At 47.2% G+C, this 15,765-nt stretch carries 17 protein-coding genes; 9 read left to right on the forward strand and 8 right to left on the reverse strand.

Annotated features, from left to right (window positions below):
• The first annotated feature begins 7 nt into the window (after window positions 1-7).
• Together F0P94_RS10100 and F0P94_RS10105 are read left to right on the forward strand one after the other, a co-directional pair.
• The gene (locus tag F0P94_RS10100; protein ID WP_150903764.1) at window positions 8-970 is read left to right on the forward strand and encodes a YheT family hydrolase; all 963 of its coding nucleotides are present in this window, start codon (window positions 8-10) and stop codon (window positions 968-970) included.
• 51 nt (window positions 971-1,021) lie between these two features.
• Window positions 1,022-1,501, forward strand: a complete 480-nt coding sequence (locus F0P94_RS10105; RefSeq protein ID WP_150903765.1) for a hypothetical protein — start codon at window positions 1,022-1,024, stop codon at window positions 1,499-1,501.
• A gap of 37 nt (window positions 1,502-1,538) precedes the next feature.
• Here the strand turns inward: F0P94_RS10105 and F0P94_RS10110 are convergent, their stop codons facing one another.
• The 5 genes from F0P94_RS10110 to F0P94_RS10130 all read right to left on the reverse strand — a co-directional run bounded on the left by F0P94_RS10110 (window position 1,539) and on the right by F0P94_RS10130 (window position 5,611).
• Window positions 1,539-2,195 (reverse strand): hypothetical protein, encoded by a 657-nt coding sequence (locus F0P94_RS10110; protein ID WP_150903766.1) that lies wholly within the window; start codon window positions 2,193-2,195, stop codon window positions 1,539-1,541.
• A 314-nt stretch (window positions 2,196-2,509) separates the two neighbouring features.
• Window positions 2,510-3,139, reverse strand: a complete 630-nt coding sequence (gene rsmG / locus F0P94_RS10115) for a 16S rRNA (guanine(527)-N(7))-methyltransferase RsmG (protein ID WP_225307186.1) — start codon at window positions 3,137-3,139, stop codon at window positions 2,510-2,512.
• Window positions 3,140-3,356: 217 nt separating this feature from the next.
• Complete coding sequence (locus tag F0P94_RS10120) at window positions 3,357-3,965, reverse strand: RNA polymerase sigma factor (RefSeq protein ID WP_150903767.1); 609 nt, start codon at window positions 3,963-3,965, stop codon at window positions 3,357-3,359.
• Window positions 3,956-5,083, reverse strand: a complete 1,128-nt coding sequence (locus F0P94_RS10125; protein ID WP_150903768.1) for a glycosyltransferase — start codon at window positions 5,081-5,083, stop codon at window positions 3,956-3,958. Before F0P94_RS10125 ends, F0P94_RS10120 begins: the two co-directional genes overlap by 10 nt.
• Before the next feature lie 105 nt (window positions 5,084-5,188).
• The gene (locus tag F0P94_RS10130; protein WP_150903769.1) at window positions 5,189-5,611 is read right to left on the reverse strand and encodes a hypothetical protein; all 423 of its coding nucleotides are present in this window, start codon (window positions 5,609-5,611) and stop codon (window positions 5,189-5,191) included.
• Window positions 5,612-5,811: 200 nt separating this feature from the next.
• Here F0P94_RS10130 and tgt point away from each other — a divergent pair, with 200 nt between their 5' ends.
• The 3 genes from tgt (at window position 5,812) to F0P94_RS10145 (ending at window position 9,438) form a co-directional block, all read left to right on the forward strand.
• A complete protein-coding gene (tgt, locus tag F0P94_RS10135; protein WP_150903770.1) occupies window positions 5,812-6,942 on the forward strand; it encodes a tRNA guanosine(34) transglycosylase Tgt in 1,131 nt (376 codons plus the stop codon).
• Window positions 6,943-7,085: 143 nt separating this feature from the next.
• A complete protein-coding gene (locus tag F0P94_RS10140; protein WP_150903771.1) occupies window positions 7,086-8,162 on the forward strand; it encodes an LptF/LptG family permease in 1,077 nt (358 codons plus the stop codon).
• Between the two features lie 340 nt (window positions 8,163-8,502).
• Window positions 8,503-9,438 (forward strand): DMT family transporter, encoded by a 936-nt coding sequence (locus tag F0P94_RS10145; protein WP_150903772.1) that lies wholly within the window; start codon window positions 8,503-8,505, stop codon window positions 9,436-9,438.
• Here the strand turns inward: F0P94_RS10145 and ispE are convergent.
• Entirely contained in the window at window positions 9,394-10,203 is an 810-nt protein-coding gene (gene ispE / locus F0P94_RS10150; RefSeq protein ID WP_150903773.1) for a 4-(cytidine 5'-diphospho)-2-C-methyl-D-erythritol kinase, read from the reverse strand. The two genes, F0P94_RS10145 and ispE, sit on opposite strands and share 45 nt — an antisense overlap.
• A 180-nt stretch (window positions 10,204-10,383) precedes the next feature.
• Between ispE and F0P94_RS10155 the strand changes: the two genes are divergently transcribed.
• The 4 genes from F0P94_RS10155 to F0P94_RS10170 all read left to right on the forward strand — a co-directional run bounded on the left by F0P94_RS10155 (window position 10,384) and on the right by F0P94_RS10170 (window position 13,347).
• Window positions 10,384-11,016 carry a sugar transferase gene (locus tag F0P94_RS10155; RefSeq protein ID WP_150904001.1) on the forward strand — a complete coding sequence of 211 codons (633 nt, stop codon included), beginning with the start codon at window positions 10,384-10,386 and terminating at the stop codon, window positions 11,014-11,016.
• Window positions 11,017-11,041: 25 nt separating this feature from the next.
• Window positions 11,042-11,695, forward strand: a complete 654-nt coding sequence (locus F0P94_RS10160; RefSeq protein ID WP_150903774.1) for an acetyltransferase — start codon at window positions 11,042-11,044, stop codon at window positions 11,693-11,695.
• Window positions 11,679-12,809, forward strand: coding sequence for an aminotransferase class I/II-fold pyridoxal phosphate-dependent enzyme (locus tag F0P94_RS10165; protein ID WP_150903775.1), 1,131 nt, complete (start codon window positions 11,679-11,681; stop codon window positions 12,807-12,809). The genes F0P94_RS10160 and F0P94_RS10165 overlap by 17 nt, the downstream gene beginning before the upstream one ends.
• Window positions 12,810-12,927: 118 nt before the next feature.
• On the forward strand, window positions 12,928-13,347 hold the full coding sequence (locus F0P94_RS10170) for a hypothetical protein (protein WP_150903776.1): 420 nt from the start codon (window positions 12,928-12,930) through the stop codon (window positions 13,345-13,347).
• A gap of 213 nt (window positions 13,348-13,560) precedes the next feature.
• Here the strand turns inward: F0P94_RS10170 and atpC are convergent, their stop codons facing one another.
• Window positions 13,561-13,806: an ATP synthase F1 subunit epsilon gene (atpC, locus tag F0P94_RS10175; protein ID WP_150903777.1), complete on the reverse strand. Its 246-nt coding sequence runs from the start codon at window positions 13,804-13,806 to the stop codon at window positions 13,561-13,563.
• A 97-nt stretch (window positions 13,807-13,903) separates the two neighbouring features.
• Entirely contained in the window at window positions 13,904-15,409 is a 1,506-nt protein-coding gene (atpD, locus tag F0P94_RS10180) for a F0F1 ATP synthase subunit beta (protein WP_150903778.1), read from the reverse strand.
• Window positions 15,410-15,765: the final 356 nt, after the last annotated feature.

The raw sequence follows: 15,765 nt of genomic DNA on the forward strand, positions 1-15,765 counted from the left end.
CTACTCTATGCCACTGCTTCCTTCGCCGGATTTCCGCAAACCTTTTTACCTGTTCAACGGGCATTTGCAAACTATTCTGCCCAGCATTCTCCGGAAGGTGAAAGATGTAAACTACACCCGCGAACGCATTACCACCCCCGATCACGATTTCCTGGATCTGGACTGGGCTCGGATTGGTTCGGATAAGCTGGCTATTTTGTCGCATGGGTTGGAGGGAGATGCCGGACGGCCTTATGTGAAGGGGATGGTGAAGGCAATGCAGGCAGGCGGAATAGATGCGTTGGCCTGGAATTACCGGAGCTGCAGCGGCGAACCGAATAACCTGCTTAGTTCCTATCATTTGGGCGCCACCCACGATTTGGATTTCGTAATTCGCCATGCGTTGCAGCAGAAAAAGTACAAGGAAATTTATTTGCTTGGGTTTAGCGCTGGCGGCAATATTACGCTGAAGTACTTAGGCGAAGCGCCGGAAAAGGTACCTGCCGAAGTTAAAAAAGCAGCCGTATTTTCGGTACCCTGCGATCTGAAAAGCGCCGCCGTGCAGATCTCCCGCCCCGAAAATAAGATCTACCTTCGCCGCTTCCTGAATTCCCTGCACCGGAAACTGCAGCAAAAATTACCCATTGCCAATGGAAAACTCGACCTTTCGGATTACCATCTGGTAAAAGATTTTCAGGCGTTTGACGAGCGTTTTACGGCCCCTTTACACGGCTTTGCCTCCGCCGACGATTACTATGCCAAATGCAGTTCCAAACCTTTCCTGAAGAATATTAAAGTGCCTACCCTGCTGGTAAACGCGAAGAACGACCCGTTTTTATCGCCGGAATGTTTTCCGGTGGAAGAAGCGGAAGCCAACCCGAACTTTTACCTGGAAATACCGGAATACGGCGGCCACGTGGGGTTTTCGATGGATTTCCGGAAAGGGGTTTATTATTCAGAGCAACGCGCCCTTGCCTTCCTGCTTGACTGAGTTCCGGCGGAATTTTGTAGTTTTGCGTTAATTTTCAGCATACCCATTCTTATGAAAAGACTTTTTTCTCTGCTTTGCTTATCGTTTTTTGCTCTTTGCAGTTCCTTTGCCCAGGATATTCCGGTGGAACAGCAAGACCGCAACACTTACAGCTTTAAAGTTCCTTCGTTTATTGTAGTGCAGGATTTTGAGTTTATTTCGGCCGTTACCACCGACCAGCCGGACGTGTACATCATTAACCTCCGCGCCATAAATGCTAACCGGGAAGTAGATACCAAGGTGAACGGTAAACTGCTTTTCGAAATTAACGATGTGATGCTGCCGGTGGATTTCCGGGACGGCATCGGGCAGGTACGGGCAGAAATTAAAGGTACCAACGAAATTAAGATGCGCGCCGTAGATTCGGACATCACCCATGTAGGCACGATTGAACATCCGTTTGGCTGGGGCAAAATTGCCGGCCTGGCATTAGCCGTTGCCGTATTGGGGCTGGTTATCTGGCAGATTCAGAAACGGAAAAACCGCAAGTAAAAATCCTTATTTTGAGAACTTTGAAAGGCTGCCCGGATCAATTCACGAGCAGCCTTTCGTTTTTATAATAGAGCGGAATTTCCAGCCCCAGGTTTACTTTAGGCGGATTCGGCAGGTGTTTGTTTTCGACAATATCCAGCGGATGATACTCTACCGTAAAAGCCAGGGGAATTACCAAGCCGCTAGTAAAGTATTTGGCAAAGGCGTAAAAATCGCGGAAGTTGTTCGGGTAAATTACCTTTTTGGTCTGCTCCTCGCCCGAGAACTCTTTCCATGTATAGAAAAGCGGCAAATTATACCCGGCACCCAGTTCCAGGTAATTCCGGTAAACATCCGGCTCGCCTTCTTTGGTTTTGAAAATGTATTTCCCGGAAACGTTCAGACGGTTGGAAAAGGAAAAATAACGCGCCCGATCGTAGCGGTGTTTGGTGGTATATTCGTCGGTTTGTTCGGCCCAGCCAAACTTCAGCAGGTCTGCGCTTACAGCGGATTTCACGTTTCTGGAAACAGCCCATTCCGTGCCGGTAAACACATACATGGAAACGTAGGAATCGATCTGGTAATTAGCGCCCATTGCGCCGCCGATGCCCAGAAAGTTCTTCTTTGGCAGGTAAGCAGGATCGGGAGAAGTGGCTGCTTTTAGAGTAAAAGGCAGGCAACTGAAGAAAGTGAAAAATAAGAAAACGGAGCGCATTGAATTAAGCGGTAAAAGGTCTTTCAGAACTAAGACACTTTTTCGGGGCTTTACCCTACCTCTTTTGGGGAATTTAGTTTTTTCAACTTCATGTTAAGAAAAATTCAGGTCATTCCGAGCGAAGCCGAGGAAGCTTATGAAGCTACTTATTTAGAATTAAACTGTAAGACAAATCTTGCTACGCTCGCTTTGTCATTGTAATTTCTATAAGTTTCTTCGACAAGCTCAGAATGACCTGCTTTTTTGTCTTTAGTCTGCTGGTTATGGCAAAAACACCAACAAAGGCAGACCAAATACTATTTTCCGCCTGAACCCTACCGTTCTTTCCCCACCGAAGGCACAAAAACCACTTTCTTCGTTTCGAAGAAATCCTCTTCAAAATAGTTTTTCAGATCGAAAAGCTCCGTTACCAGGCCGGATTCGGCAATTTCTTCGGTTAAGTCGCCACCTTTCAGATAATAGAGGCCGGGGTTAGGCGCATCGGTTTTCTTGAAGCTGAACTGGACCCACTGGTAGAATTCGGCTAAACGGGCTACAGCGCGGCTGACAATGTAATCGTAACGCTCGTGTACCTGTTCGGCGCGGGTATGGCTGGCGGTTACGTTTTGCAGGTGCAGTTCTTCGGCAATGCTTTGTACTACGTGGATCTTCTTGCCGATAGAATCTACGAGGTGAAACTTCACTTCCGGAAATATAATGGCCAGCGGCAAACCGGGTAAACCGCCGCCGGTACCAACATCCATCACCGCCGTGCCTGCCGGAAACTGAATAACCTTGGCAATACCCAGCGAATGCAGAATGTGGCGCGTAGGAAGCTCATCGATATCCTTGCGGCTTACCACGTTTATTTTGGTGTTCCAATCGCGGTAAAGCTCGTTGAGCCGGGAAAATTTCTCCTGCTGCTGTTCGGTTATTTCGGGAAAGTAATGCTTGATGATATCCACTCTTTTTTAGCGATTAGTGATTAATGATTAGTGATTAGTATGCGCCATAACCACTACCGGATAACGAAAGTAAGCGATTTTCGGATTTGATAGGGAAAAAGTTTACAGCTTTTACCCGATGGATAAAAAACAGTACCGTTTTAAACGAAAAAACCCCGGCCGAAGCCAGGGTCATTTTACATTTCCTTACTAATCATTAATCACTATTCACTAATCACTAGATAAGGTGTTTTTTATTTTTTACCATGTCATAGAGCAACTCGCGGGCGCGGTGGAGCTGGGCTTTTACGGTGCCTAGCGGGGCGTTCAGTTCGGTGGCAATTTCTTCGTACGAAAGCTCGTCGAAGTAGCGCAACGTAACCAGACGCTGGTATTTTTCCGGCAGCTTGCCCACAATAAACTGCATGATCTCGATCTTCTGGTTCTTGATCGCGCTTTCCTGTGGGGTTAAGTTGTTGTCTTTAAAGTCGATGGTAATTTCGTCGCCGTTATCGATCTTGATGGCTGAGTCGATGCTCATGGTCTTGATCTTATTCTTGCGGATAAAATCGATACAGTTGTTGGTGGCGATGCGGAAAAGCCAGGTAGAGAAGGCATATTCCGGATTGAATTTATGCAGGTTGCGGAAAGCTTTGGCAAAGGCTTCAATGGTTAAGTCTTCGGCATCGTCGGGGTTACGCACCATTTTCAGCACCACATGGTATACCGGTTTTTTATAGATCTGCATCAGCTCGGCATACGCCTTTTCATCACCACCCTCTACCGCCGACTGAATGAGTTTAAAATCGTGTTTTGCTTTCGCAGAAAATTGTTTGTTTACTTCCATGTTACTTTTTTAAACATTAAAACCGATACGCTTAATAGCACATAATATACGAAAAAGGCTATATCGAGTATAGGTATGAGTACTACTGAAAGCCGCTCCTTTAGGTTACTTGCAGCCTGATAATAAATGCTAAAAATTACCAGACATCGCACACCGAATATCAATCCCAGCCATACCAGGTCTGCTTGCATAGCCAAAAGTACAACTGAAACTATATAAAAAAAGATATTTGACAAAATAAAGGTTCCAATCCGCAGCCGGTCCGTCCATTTATATTTCTTGCCTGCTCCCAGATGCCGGCGCTTTTGACGCCACCATTCCCGCCAGGTTTCTTTCGGTTGACTTTCGGTTTGTCCGTCTATTCCGATGATAACGTTTATTTTGCTGTTTTCTGCTGCTTCCTGCACAAAAAGGTCGTCGTCGCCGCCGGTAGCCCGGATGTGGGAAGCAAAGCCTTTATTGCGATAGAAGCACGTTTTGGTATACGAGAGATTCCGGCCTACGCCCATGTATGCTTTCCCTTTTATGGCAAACGATAGATACTGCATAGCCGACAGTAAGGTTTCATACTGTATAAGCGCACCCAAGAATCCCTGAATTTTCCTATATCTCCCATAACCCAGCACCATATCGGCGCCGGCGCGGTAGCCTTTCATCATTTCCGCGATCCAGCGTTCGCTCAGCGGTACGCAATCGGCATCGGTAAGCAGCAGGTGGTCATAGGAAGCCGATTTTATACCCATGCTCAGGGCGTATTTTTTCGGATTGAAGCCGGCCGGCGTATTCTTGATCGTGATAAGCCGGGTATTGGGGAAATACTGCGTTACCTGCTGCATATACCCGTTAGTTTCATCTTTCGAACGGTCGTCTATCAGGATCAGCTCGAATTTCGGGTACTCCTGCTTCAGCAGCTTCGGCACCAACTGCATTAAATTTTCATATTCGTTGTGCGCGCAAACAATTACCGACACCGGAAAACCGGGCGTTTCGAAAGGCAAATGCTTTTTATGAAGGGCTAAGCTCAGAAAATAATAAAAACCGTAAAAAAACTGCACCAGTACCGTGATGATCAGGAGCAGAAACAGTATGTTTTCTAAAGAAAAAGTAAGCGGGAGCATTTATTAATTAATAATTAAGAATTAATAATTAAGAATCTGGGTTAAAGCGTTTACTCCAATTCTTAACTAAAATTTGCTTTGTAAATCAGCGCTAATCCAGCCTGATTATTCTTTCAACCTTGTTACATTTCCAATCAATTCAGGCCTATATCTCCAATAAACCTTCTTAGCAGATATCCAGTTTGCATCCTCGTCTCCAATTTCCCAATCAGGTTCATTCGCCCAATAAAATAAATCTTTCACCTTTTTGAAGGTTGCTTCATAAATTATTCCATAATATTCCGGACCAAGAGGATTAAAATTCAGTCTGTCAACATCCTCAAACTTTAATTCCAGTACAGGATTCGTTGCAAATTGTCGTTGAAAAAGCAGCGTGGCTATATTTTTATTATCAAAACCCATCGCTAATTTTTCGTCTACATATTCTCTTGTCGATATATGAAGATCGCGTAAACAGCTGTCGTGAAAACTCCCATAGCTTTGGAGAAGTTGTTCTATTTCAGCTTCTGTTTTGATCTCTTTCCACATATAATTAGTCAGGCATCCTAACCAGATTAATCAACCATCAAAACTACCTTAAATTAACCCAAGCGGCAACCTAAAAATCATTTAATTACAGAAAGCCGGGCATTGTTCGTATCTTTGCCGGCTTGTAAAAAAGCATTAATAATTCTGAACCGCTTCCCGGAGCATTCTTAATTATTAATTCTTAATTTTTAATTAAAGTAATGACTTTCGAACTTCAAGCCCAGGACCCTGGCTCCAATGCCCGCGCCGGCAAAGTAACCACCGCGCACGGCGTAATAGAAACCCCGATCTTTATGCCGGTGGGTACCGCCGCCACCGTAAAAGCCGTGCATCAGCGCGAACTAAAGGAGGATATTCAGGCACAAATCATCCTGGGAAATACTTACCATTTGTACCTTCGTCCGGGGCTGGATATTCTGGAAAAAGCCGGCGGCCTGCACAAATTCAACGGCTGGGATAAACCTATTCTGACCGATAGCGGCGGCTACCAGGTTTTCTCGCTTTCAGGCACCCGGAAAATTATTGAGGAAGGCGTAAAATTCAAATCGCACATAGACGGCAGCACGCATTTGTTTACCCCGGAAAACGTAATGGACACCCAGCGCACCATCGGCGCCGACATCATTATGGCCTTCGATGAATGCACTCCCTACCCTTGCGAGTACGACTACGCCAAAAACTCCATGCACCGTACGCACCGCTGGTTAAAACGCTGCTGTGAACGTTTTGACAGCACCGAAGGCAAATACGGCTTCGACCAGACCTTATTCCCGATCGTACAGGGCAGTACGTTCCGCGATTTAAGAACCCAGTCGGCGGAATACATTGCCAGCATGAACCGCGAAGGAAACGCCATTGGCGGGCTTTCGGTAGGCGAACCGGCCGAAATGATGTACGAAATGACCGACCTGGTGTGCAGCATCCTGCCAAAAGACAAGCCGCGCTATTTAATGGGCGTAGGTACACCAGCCAACATCCTGGAGAACATTGCCCTGGGCGTGGACATGTTCGATTGCGTGCTGCCTACCCGTAATGCCCGCAACGGGATGCTTTTCACCACCCAGGGTATCATAAACATCCGGAACCAACGTTGGAAAGACGATTTCAGCCCGATAGATGCAGAACTGGGCGGCTACACCAGTACGTTTTACTCCAAAGCATATTTACGCCACCTCATTCACGCTCAGGAATACCTGGCCGGCATGATCGCCAGCGTACACAATTTAACGTTCTATCTCTGGCTCGTAAAACAAGCGCGGGAGCAAATAAAAGCCGGCACCTTTGCCGCCTGGAAAAACGTAATGGTGGAGAAACTGATGACGAGACTTTAATTAGAAATTATGAATTAGAAATTAGAAATGGTTATTAAAGGTTTATGAAGTTTAGAGCCTGAGAGAATACCATCTTTATATTTCAAGTTCCTGTTAATGAGATTTCTGAAGAAAAATAATTTCTAATTTTTAATTAAGAAGTAGTGAAACTGCTCGATAAATACATTCTGAAGAAATTCCTCACTACGTTCTTTTTCGTGGTGCTGCTTTGCGTGCTCATTATCTGTGTGATCGATTTTACGGAGAAGAACGACGACTTCATAAAACATAAAGTCTCGTTCAGCTCCATCATGCTGGATTATTACCTGAACCTGATCCCGTTCTACGCCAACATGCTCAGCCCGATCACGGTGTTTATTGCTACCGTTTTCGTTACGGCCAAGCTGGCATCGCATACCGAGATCATTGCCATTCTGAGCAGCGGGGTAAGTTTCAGGCGCTTGCTGGTGCCCTACATTATCGGGGCAACCATTATCGGGGCGATCATTTTTGCGCTCATTGGCTGGGTAATTCCGAATGCAAATAAAACCAGAGTGGCCTTCGAGATCAAGTACATCAAGAATCCGTTTAATTTCGATGCCCGCAACATTCACATCAGGGTTGGTCCGGAGCATTACGTGTATATGGAAAACTACAACAACACGGCCAATATCGGGTATAAATTCACCCTGGAACGCATTGTAGGTACCGAACTCAAAAGCAAACTTACCGCCGATGCCATTGCCTGGAACCCGGAAAAGAAAAAGTGGCACATCGACAGCTACGTGCTCAGAACCTTCGACGGAGAAAAAGAAGCGATCTCCTACGGCGGCATGACCGATACCACGCTGAACCTGCTGCCCAAAGATTTTGCCAGTACTTACCGCCTGGCCGAAACCTTCACCTTGCCTGAGCTCAATAAATTTATTGCGGAAAAACAGGAACGCGGCGCGGCCGATGTAGAAACCTACCTTATAGACAAGTACGAGCGTTTCAGTTATCCTTTTGCCATTATCGTACTTACCATTATCGGCGTAATTCTGAGTTCCCGCAAGGCTCGCGGCGGCGTAGGTTTCCAGATCGCGTTGGGATTTGCCCTAGCCTTCGTGTTCATCATTTTCGTGATCATGAGCCGAAGCCTGGCACAAGTCGGCGATGTGCCACCGATGCTTGCTTCCTGGATTCCATTAATGGTCTTCAGCGTGATCGGGGCAGTGCTTTATAAAACTGTGCCGAGGTGATTTCGTTATTCGTTGTTCGTTGTTCGTTATTCGTTATTAGTTGTCCGGAAAAAGTACGGAAATAACTGCTCCTGGCGCAAGTGTTAAGCGAAAGCGTCACTTGGGCTTAATAGACAAAAGCCAGTCTCCGGACTGGCGTAAACCGGAATAAAAAATCAGATACTGGTTTTACGGAAGTCTGAAGACTTCCTACTGTTCGTCAGGCCCAAGTGACGCTTTCGCTTAACACTTGCGCCAGAATGGATTAAAACCATTTCCAAATTTCCTCATTAGCACATTACCGCATTAGCACATTAGCACATTTCCTCATTACCACATTAAAACATCAGCACATTAACCAATGCCCCGCTTTAGAGACGTTCTTGAATTACATTTTATTATTTTCCTGTGGGGATTTACCGCCATTTTAGGCAAGCTTATTTCCATTCCGGCCGTAGAGCTGGTGGCAGTTCGTACGTTAATTGCCTGCCTGGCGCTGGCCCTGATCATTAAGTTCCGGAAAGGGATTTTCCGGATCGGCACTAAACCTACTATTCAGATCCTGGGGGTAGGTTTGCTATTGGCGGCGCACTGGATCCTGTTTTTTGCGTCGGCGCGGGTCGCTTCGGTTTCCATTTCGCTGGCGGGTCTGGCTACTTCCAGTCTCTGGACGGCCATTCTGGAACCGCTATTCACGAAGAAGAAAATAAAACCCCACGAAATTCTGCTGGCCATTATCATCATGATCGGTTTGTACGTGATCTTCCAGTTCGAATTCGACCATGCCATAGGAATTACCATGGCTGTAGGTTCGGCTTTAATGGCTTCTATTTTTACCATCATCAACAGCCGCCTCACTAAAGTTTACCCGGCTGCTACCATCAGCTGCTACGAAATGGGCGGCGCCTTTCTGGGAACGGTGGCCTTCCTGCCGATCTACACCACTTTTTTTGCCGAAAACCATACCCTTGATTTCAGCCTGAGCAGCATGGATTGGGTATATCTGATCACGCTTACCCTGGTTTGCACCGTTTATGCCTATACCGGCGCGGTTCGCCTGATGCAGAAGATCTCGGCCTTTGCCATGAACTTAACCGTGAACCTGGAACCGGTTTACGGGATCGTACTGGCTTGGCTTATTTTCGGACAGAAAGAGCAAATGTCGATCGGGTTTTATTACGGCACGCTCATTATTCTGGGCACCGTTTTCATTTACCCGGTTATGGATTCTTACTACAACCGGCGGCAAGCCTTAAAGGCGCCCCTGCCAGGTCCGGAAAGTGGTCGGGAAGGTTAGGCCGGCCGGCACTTCGTTTTCAAAAATTCCGAAAACCGCCGAGCCCGAACCCGTCATGGAAGCGTAAAGTGCACCACTTTGGTACAGTTGTGCTTTCAGTTGGGGCAATACAAGGTACGTTGAAAAAAGAGCCGTTTCAAAATCGTTGGTAATCGTTTTTTGCCAAGTTGTAATACCGTTTTGAATGGCTTCCCGGAGAGAAACTTCGGCAGGTTTCGGCTTAATTTTCCCGTAGGCTTCGGCGGTAGTAATGTGCAGGTCCGGGTAAACGACCAGACAGGTGTACTGGCCTAAGTCCAGCGCAACCGGCTCAAAAACATCGCCTTTTTCTTTCGCGAAAACCGGCTTGTTGTGAATGAAAAACGCGCAATCGGAACCAAGCTGCCGGGCATAGTCTTCTAGTCTTTCCCGGCCAATGTTCAGGGCAAAAAGCTCGTCCAGCATTTTAAGCGCGAAAGCCGCATCGGAAGAGCCACCGCCCACACCCGCCCCGATCGGGATATTTTTGTGCAGGTGCATCTTTACGGGCGGCAGATCGAAATCAGCTTGCAACTGCCCGTAAGCTTTCAGGCAAAGGTTGCTTTCCGAAGAACCGGGAATTGGTATTCCGGAAGAAGTGAAAACCGTTTCTTCGGCCGGAAGTATTTCCAGGGCATCGCACCACTTCACCGGGTAAAAAACCGATTCCAGGTTATGAAACCCGTCCGGGCGGCGTTCGGTAATATTCAGTCCGATATTCAGTTTGGCGTTCGGAAATGCGATCATGCGGCAGAATTAATCAAGAAACAAAGTTGCAAAATTTATCTTTTCTTCAAAGGTTATCAACGCAAAACTTCAGTAGCGTAGGGTTTAAACCCTACGCTACTGAAGTTTACTTTTTCAGGCTTTTTCCCTACCATTTTCCGGTGGTTTAATTACCTTCGTAAGAATTAAATTTTGCAGCTTTTGTACCGGAAGTTCTTCAAACCTTTACTGGATTACTGCCTTGCCGGTATCTTCCTGATCCCGGCTCTGCCCCTGCTTTTGGTGCTGTTTCCGGTATTGTTTTTCCAGACCAAAGGGAAGCCGCTTTTCAGGCAGGTCCGCCCCGGTTATAAAGGCCGGCTTTTCACCATTTACAAGTTCCGGACTATGAACGAGGCGCGCGATGAAAAAGGCAACCTGCTGCCGGATGCGGAACGGTTAACCGGCTTCGGGAAATTCGTGCGGAAAACTTCCCTCGATGAATTGCCCCAGCTTTTCAACGTGCTGAAAGGGGATCTGAGTTTGGTTGGTCCCCGACCTTTGCTCGTGGAATACCTGGAGCTTTATACGCCGGAGCAATTCCGCCGGCACGAGGTAAAGCCCGGCATTACGGGTTGGGCGCAAGTGAATGGTCGCAATGCGGTAACCTGGGAACGCCGCTTCGAACTGGACCTTTGGTACGTAAATCATCTCTCGTTCGGGCTTGATCTGAAAATTCTGGGGCTTACTTTTCTGAAATTGTTCCGCCACCACGAAGTAAGTGCGCCCGGCCACGTGACCATGGAGCGTTTTACCGGGTCTTCCGGAAGGCAGGAATCCGAAATAAAACCCTAAATTTAAACCAGCATACCGAAGTTCTATGAAAGACATTGCCATTTTCGGGGCCGGCGGTTTGGGGCGGGAAATCTTACTCCTGCTCCGGCAGCTTAATGAGGTTTCTCACACGTGGAACATTCTGGGCTTCTTTGACGAAATACCCTTTTCCGGACAATTGAACGGCCTGCCTTACCTGGGCTCTTTAACCGAACTGAATGCCTATCCGGAGGAACTGCACCTGGTTATCGGGATCGGGAACTGTCAGGCCAAAAGTAACGTGTTTAGCCGCATTACCAATCCGAATATCAAATACCCGGTCCTGGTTCACCCATCCGTTCAGCTCCGGAATTACCAGTATTATGAAATCGGCGAAGGAACCGTAATTGGCGAAAGGGTGGTAATTACCACCAACGTTAAGATCGGCAGTCACGTACAAGTCAGCCCGGCCTGCACGCTGGCGCACGATGTAGCGGTAGACGATTTCTGCTCGCTAATGTACAGCGTGAACCTGGCAGGCAACGTAAAACTGCACGACCATGTCTACCTGGGTACCAACAGCACGGTAATTCAATTACTGGAAGTAGGCTCCGGCACCATAATTGGCGCGGGTGCCGTAGTTACCCGTTCCTTACCGGCTAATTGCACTGCAGTTGGCGTACCCGCAAAGATCATAAAAGCGCATGAAATTCCGGCCTAACCGCATTTTTCTTTCCCCGCCCCACATGGGCGGCCACGAGCTGAACTACGTTCACAAAGCTTTCGAGGACAATTACATTGCGCCTGCCGGGCCTAACCTGGAAGGTTTTGAACGCGAACTTTGCGAAATAACCGGTGCCTCTTATGCCCTGGCCGTTTCTTCGGGCACCGCCGCCATTCACCTGGCTTTAATGGTTTTGGGTGTGCAGTCCGGCGACGAAGTAATTTGTTCTTCCTTTACCTTTATTGCTTCCGTAAACCCGGTTCTTTACCAGGGCGCCACTCCCGTTTTCGTAGACAGTGAACCCGATACTTGGAACATGAGCCCGGACTTCCTGGAACAAGCCATTCAGGACCGGATGCGGAAAGGCAAAAAACCGAAAGCCATTATTCTGGTACACCTTTACGGTATGCCGGCCAAATTGCTGGAATTGCTGGAGATAGCCCGGCAGTATGAAATTCCGGTTATTGAAGATGCCGCCGAAGCCTTAGGTTCCACTTATAAAAAACAGCCGGCCGGACGCTTCGGCACCATCGGCATATATTCGTTCAACGGCAACAAGATAATTACTACTTCCGGCGGCGGCGCTTTAATTTCCGAGAATCAGGAATATATTAACCGCGCGCATTTTCTGGCAACCCAGGCCAAAGATCCGGCACCGTATTACCTGCATTCGGAAGTAGGTTATAATTACCGCCTGAGCAACATTTCGGCGGGTATCGGGCGCGGACAGCTAGAAGTGCTGGAAAAACGGGTAAAGCAGCGGCGGGAGAACTTTCAGCTTTATTGCGATGCCTTTCAGAAACTCGAAGCCATATCCTTCCTGAAAGAACCGGCCGGACACTTCAGCAACCGCTGGCTTACCACTATTTTGATCGATTCCGCTACCGTTTCGCCGGAACAGATCCGCCAGCACCTGGAAACCTGTGACATTGAAAGCCGGCCCCTCTGGAAACCAATGCACCTGCAACCGGTTTTTAAAGGGCTGCCTTATTACGGCGAAAAAGTAAGCGAAAGTTTATTCGAAAAAGGCCTGTGCCTGCCCTCGGGAAGCAACCTTTCGGAAGAAGATCTGGTTCGGGTGGTGAAGGAAGTAAAGAAGGTGTTTGCATAGTTTTTAGCAGAAAATGGTACCGTTTTCGATCAGAAAACTAAATAACCGGTTGGAGAGTTATACGAAAGCGCTGAAGGTAATTTGCAGAAAGCGGGCATGAACGGAATAAAGCAGGATTATGGAATACAATTTCAAGCACCTGGAAAACAGCCTGGGGAAAATTTACTGCTCCATCCGCTACCATGAGCGTTTGCGATCTATTACGGTTACCTGGAAGGCCACTGCGAAACTGAGCGATCTGGAGAAAGCAAAGGACGAAGTAGCCATAATGATCCGGCGTAAGAAAGCCCTTTTTCTTATAAACGATTTTCAGGGGCTTTACAGCAATGCGTCCGAAGCGTTTGTGAAGTTCCTGGAAAAAGGCTGGGACAACGAAGTGCACGCCGAAGGCTTACGCTACATCATTCATATATGGAAAGAAGGCACGAAAAAGCCGCCCCTTTCGGATAAAGGCGCCGAATTCATCCGGTTTTGCCCCAGTAAGTTAGATGCCGTGGAGTGGATCGAAAAACAGTTGAACGCCTTGCCTCCGGATTGAAATTCTTCGCTATCGTTTATAGAAGCTATCTCCCGGTAGCGTAGGGTTTAAACCCTACGCTACCGGGAGATTCTGATTTATGAGCCAATTTCTGATCAAACGCCTTCTTATAGAAGGTGGCTTCTTTACTTTTCCCCTCCAAAACGCTACCCTTTTAAAACAAAAAAGCCTTTCCCGGTTAAGAGAAAGGCTTTCCTGCAATATGTTTTCAGCTTAGCTCAGAACGGCCTCGGCCAGCACTACAATTTTGTTGTCTAAAACTTCTACCACGCCGCCATCGATGTTGAAGAACTGCGTACCAGAAGCGGAAGTAACCCGTACCGGACCAAAATCCAGCGTACTGATAAGCGGGGCGTGGTTGTTTAGAACCTCAAACGCACCGTTGACTCCCGGGAAAACCGCGCTTGTTACTTCGCCTTCAAAAACCTTTTTATCCGGAGTGATTATTTCTAAATGCATTTTTTATGAGTTATGAGTTTAAAGTTATGAGTTAAGAGTTAAAGCTATTCAGAAGGAACAACTCATAACTCTTAACTTTTAACTCTTAACTAATTTACTACTTCGCTTCCGCCATCAGTTTTTCGCCTTTGGCTACGGCATCTTCGATAGAACCTACTAAGTTGAAAGCAACTTCCGGCAGGTGATCGTATTTACCGTCCATGATCTCGTTGAAGCCACGGATAGTATCTTTGATATCTACCAGAACGCCGGCAAGACCGGTGAACTGCTCGGCCACGTGGAACGGCTGCGATAAGAAACGCTGCACGCGACGGGCACGGTGTACAACCAGTTTATCTTCTTCAGAAAGTTCGTCCATACCAAGGATGGCGATGATGTCCTGAAGTTCTTTGTAACGCTGTAGAATTTCTTTTACGCGCTGGGCAGTATCGTAATGTTCATTACCTAATACGTCAGCAGACAAGATACGGGAAGTAGAATCCAGCGGGTCTACTGCAGGGTAAATTCCTAACTCGGCAATTTTACGGGAAAGTACGGTTGTTGCATCTAAGTGAGCAAAGGTCGTAGCCGGAGCCGGGTCAGTCAAGTCATCGGCAGGTACGTAAACGGCCTGTACCGAAGTAATGGAACCACGCTTGGTAGAGGTAATACGCTCCTGCATAGCACCCATTTCAGTTGCCAGCGTTGGCTGGTAACCTACCGCCGACGGCATACGGCCTAATAGCGCCGATACCTCAGCACCTGCCTGGGTAAAGCGGAAAATGTTGTCGATGAAGAAAAGGATATCACGACCAGCACCTTCGCCATCGCCATCGCGGAAGTTCTCAGCAATGGTAAGACCGGAAAGGGCAACACGGGCACGGGCCCCTGGCGGTTCGTTCATCTGACCGAACACCAGCGTAGCCTGAGACTTCTCAAGTTCTTTGTGGTCAACTTTGGTCAGATCCCAACCACCGGCTTCCATCGAGTGCTTAAACTCTTCGCCGTATTTAATAATATCAGATTCTAAGAATTCACGGAGTAAGTCGTTCCCCTCACGAGTACGCTCACCAACACCGGCAAACACCGAAAGACCGGAATAAGCCTTCGCAATGTTGTTTACCAGCTCCATGATAAGTACCGTTTTACCTACCCCGGCACCACCGAAAAGACCGATTTTACCACCTTTCACGTAAGGCGCTAACAGGTCAATTACTTTAATACCGGTATAAAGGATCTCGGAAGAAGTTGCCAGGTCTTCGAAACGCGGCGCGTGACGGTGAATTGGCAGACGTTTGGTTGAAACAGGCTGAGAAATACCATCAATGGCTTCACCGATTACGTTGAACAGACGGCCTTTAATAGCGTCGCCGGTTGGCATAGTGATCGGGCCTTCCAGATCGGTAACCTGAGCGCCGCGGGTCAGACCTTCGGTTGAGTCCATAGAGATGGTCCGTACGCGGTCTTCGCCTAAGTGCTGCTGCACTTCCAGAACGATGCGCTGGCCATTTTCTTTAATTACCTCAAGGGCATCGAGGATGTTTGGTAATTTTGATGATTCACCGGAAAAGCTAACGTCCACCACCGGACCGATAACCTGGGCAATCCTGCCAATATTCGCCATGTTATTTTATATTAATATAATATACGTAAGAACAGTATTCTTTCAGGCCGCAAAACTAATGCATAATTCCCGAATTTCAAATGGCTTGTCTGAAAAGTTTTAAAACTGTAATAATTAAAGCAGCGTATTGGAGCCCCTGTTTCCCCGGAATTTGCGCCATCTTTTATAATACATTAAAAAAAATGTATGTAAAGTGTATTATTGAAAGAATTTTAATGCTGTCGCCTACTACTTTATAGCTTAAACGCACTCCTTATTATAGTTTAAAGTAACTATATCCCCATTTTAACCCGCAGGTATTTACAGATATAAATATAAATGATCTGCCCCACTATTGCATTCTACATTTAATTTCA

The sequence above is a fragment of the Adhaeribacter soli genome (genome assembly GCF_008727925.1).
GTDB lineage: Bacteria > Bacteroidota > Bacteroidia > Cytophagales > Hymenobacteraceae > Adhaeribacter_A > Adhaeribacter_A soli.

Excerpts from the sequence above, each read along its gene's own strand:
- F0P94_RS10100 (WP_150903764.1), top strand. The coding sequence starts at position 8 with ATGCCACTGCTTCCTTCGCCGGATTTCCGCAAACCTTTTTACCTGTTC.
- F0P94_RS10105 (WP_150903765.1), top strand. The coding sequence starts at position 1,022 with ATGAAAAGACTTTTTTCTCTGCTTTGCTTATCGTTTTTTGCTCTTTGC.
- F0P94_RS10110 (WP_150903766.1), bottom strand. The coding sequence starts at position 2,195 with ATGCGCTCCGTTTTCTTATTTTTCACTTTCTTCAGTTGCCTGCCTTTT.
- F0P94_RS10120 (WP_150903767.1), bottom strand. The coding sequence starts at position 3,965 with ATGGAAGTAAACAAACAATTTTCTGCGAAAGCAAAACACGATTTTAAA.
- F0P94_RS10125 (WP_150903768.1), bottom strand. The coding sequence starts at position 5,083 with ATGCTCCCGCTTACTTTTTCTTTAGAAAACATACTGTTTCTGCTCCTG.
- F0P94_RS10130 (WP_150903769.1), bottom strand. The coding sequence starts at position 5,611 with ATGTGGAAAGAGATCAAAACAGAAGCTGAAATAGAACAACTTCTCCAA.
- tgt (WP_150903770.1), top strand. The coding sequence starts at position 5,812 with ATGACTTTCGAACTTCAAGCCCAGGACCCTGGCTCCAATGCCCGCGCC.
- F0P94_RS10145 (WP_150903772.1), top strand. The coding sequence starts at position 8,503 with ATGCCCCGCTTTAGAGACGTTCTTGAATTACATTTTATTATTTTCCTG.
- ispE (WP_150903773.1), bottom strand. The coding sequence starts at position 10,203 with ATGATCGCATTTCCGAACGCCAAACTGAATATCGGACTGAATATTACC.
- F0P94_RS10160 (WP_150903774.1), top strand. The coding sequence starts at position 11,042 with ATGAAAGACATTGCCATTTTCGGGGCCGGCGGTTTGGGGCGGGAAATC.
- F0P94_RS10165 (WP_150903775.1), top strand. The coding sequence starts at position 11,679 with ATGAAATTCCGGCCTAACCGCATTTTTCTTTCCCCGCCCCACATGGGC.
- F0P94_RS10170 (WP_150903776.1), top strand. The coding sequence starts at position 12,928 with ATGGAATACAATTTCAAGCACCTGGAAAACAGCCTGGGGAAAATTTAC.
- atpC (WP_150903777.1), bottom strand. The coding sequence starts at position 13,806 with ATGCATTTAGAAATAATCACTCCGGATAAAAAGGTTTTTGAAGGCGAA.
- atpD (WP_150903778.1), bottom strand. The coding sequence starts at position 15,409 with ATGGCGAATATTGGCAGGATTGCCCAGGTTATCGGTCCGGTGGTGGAC.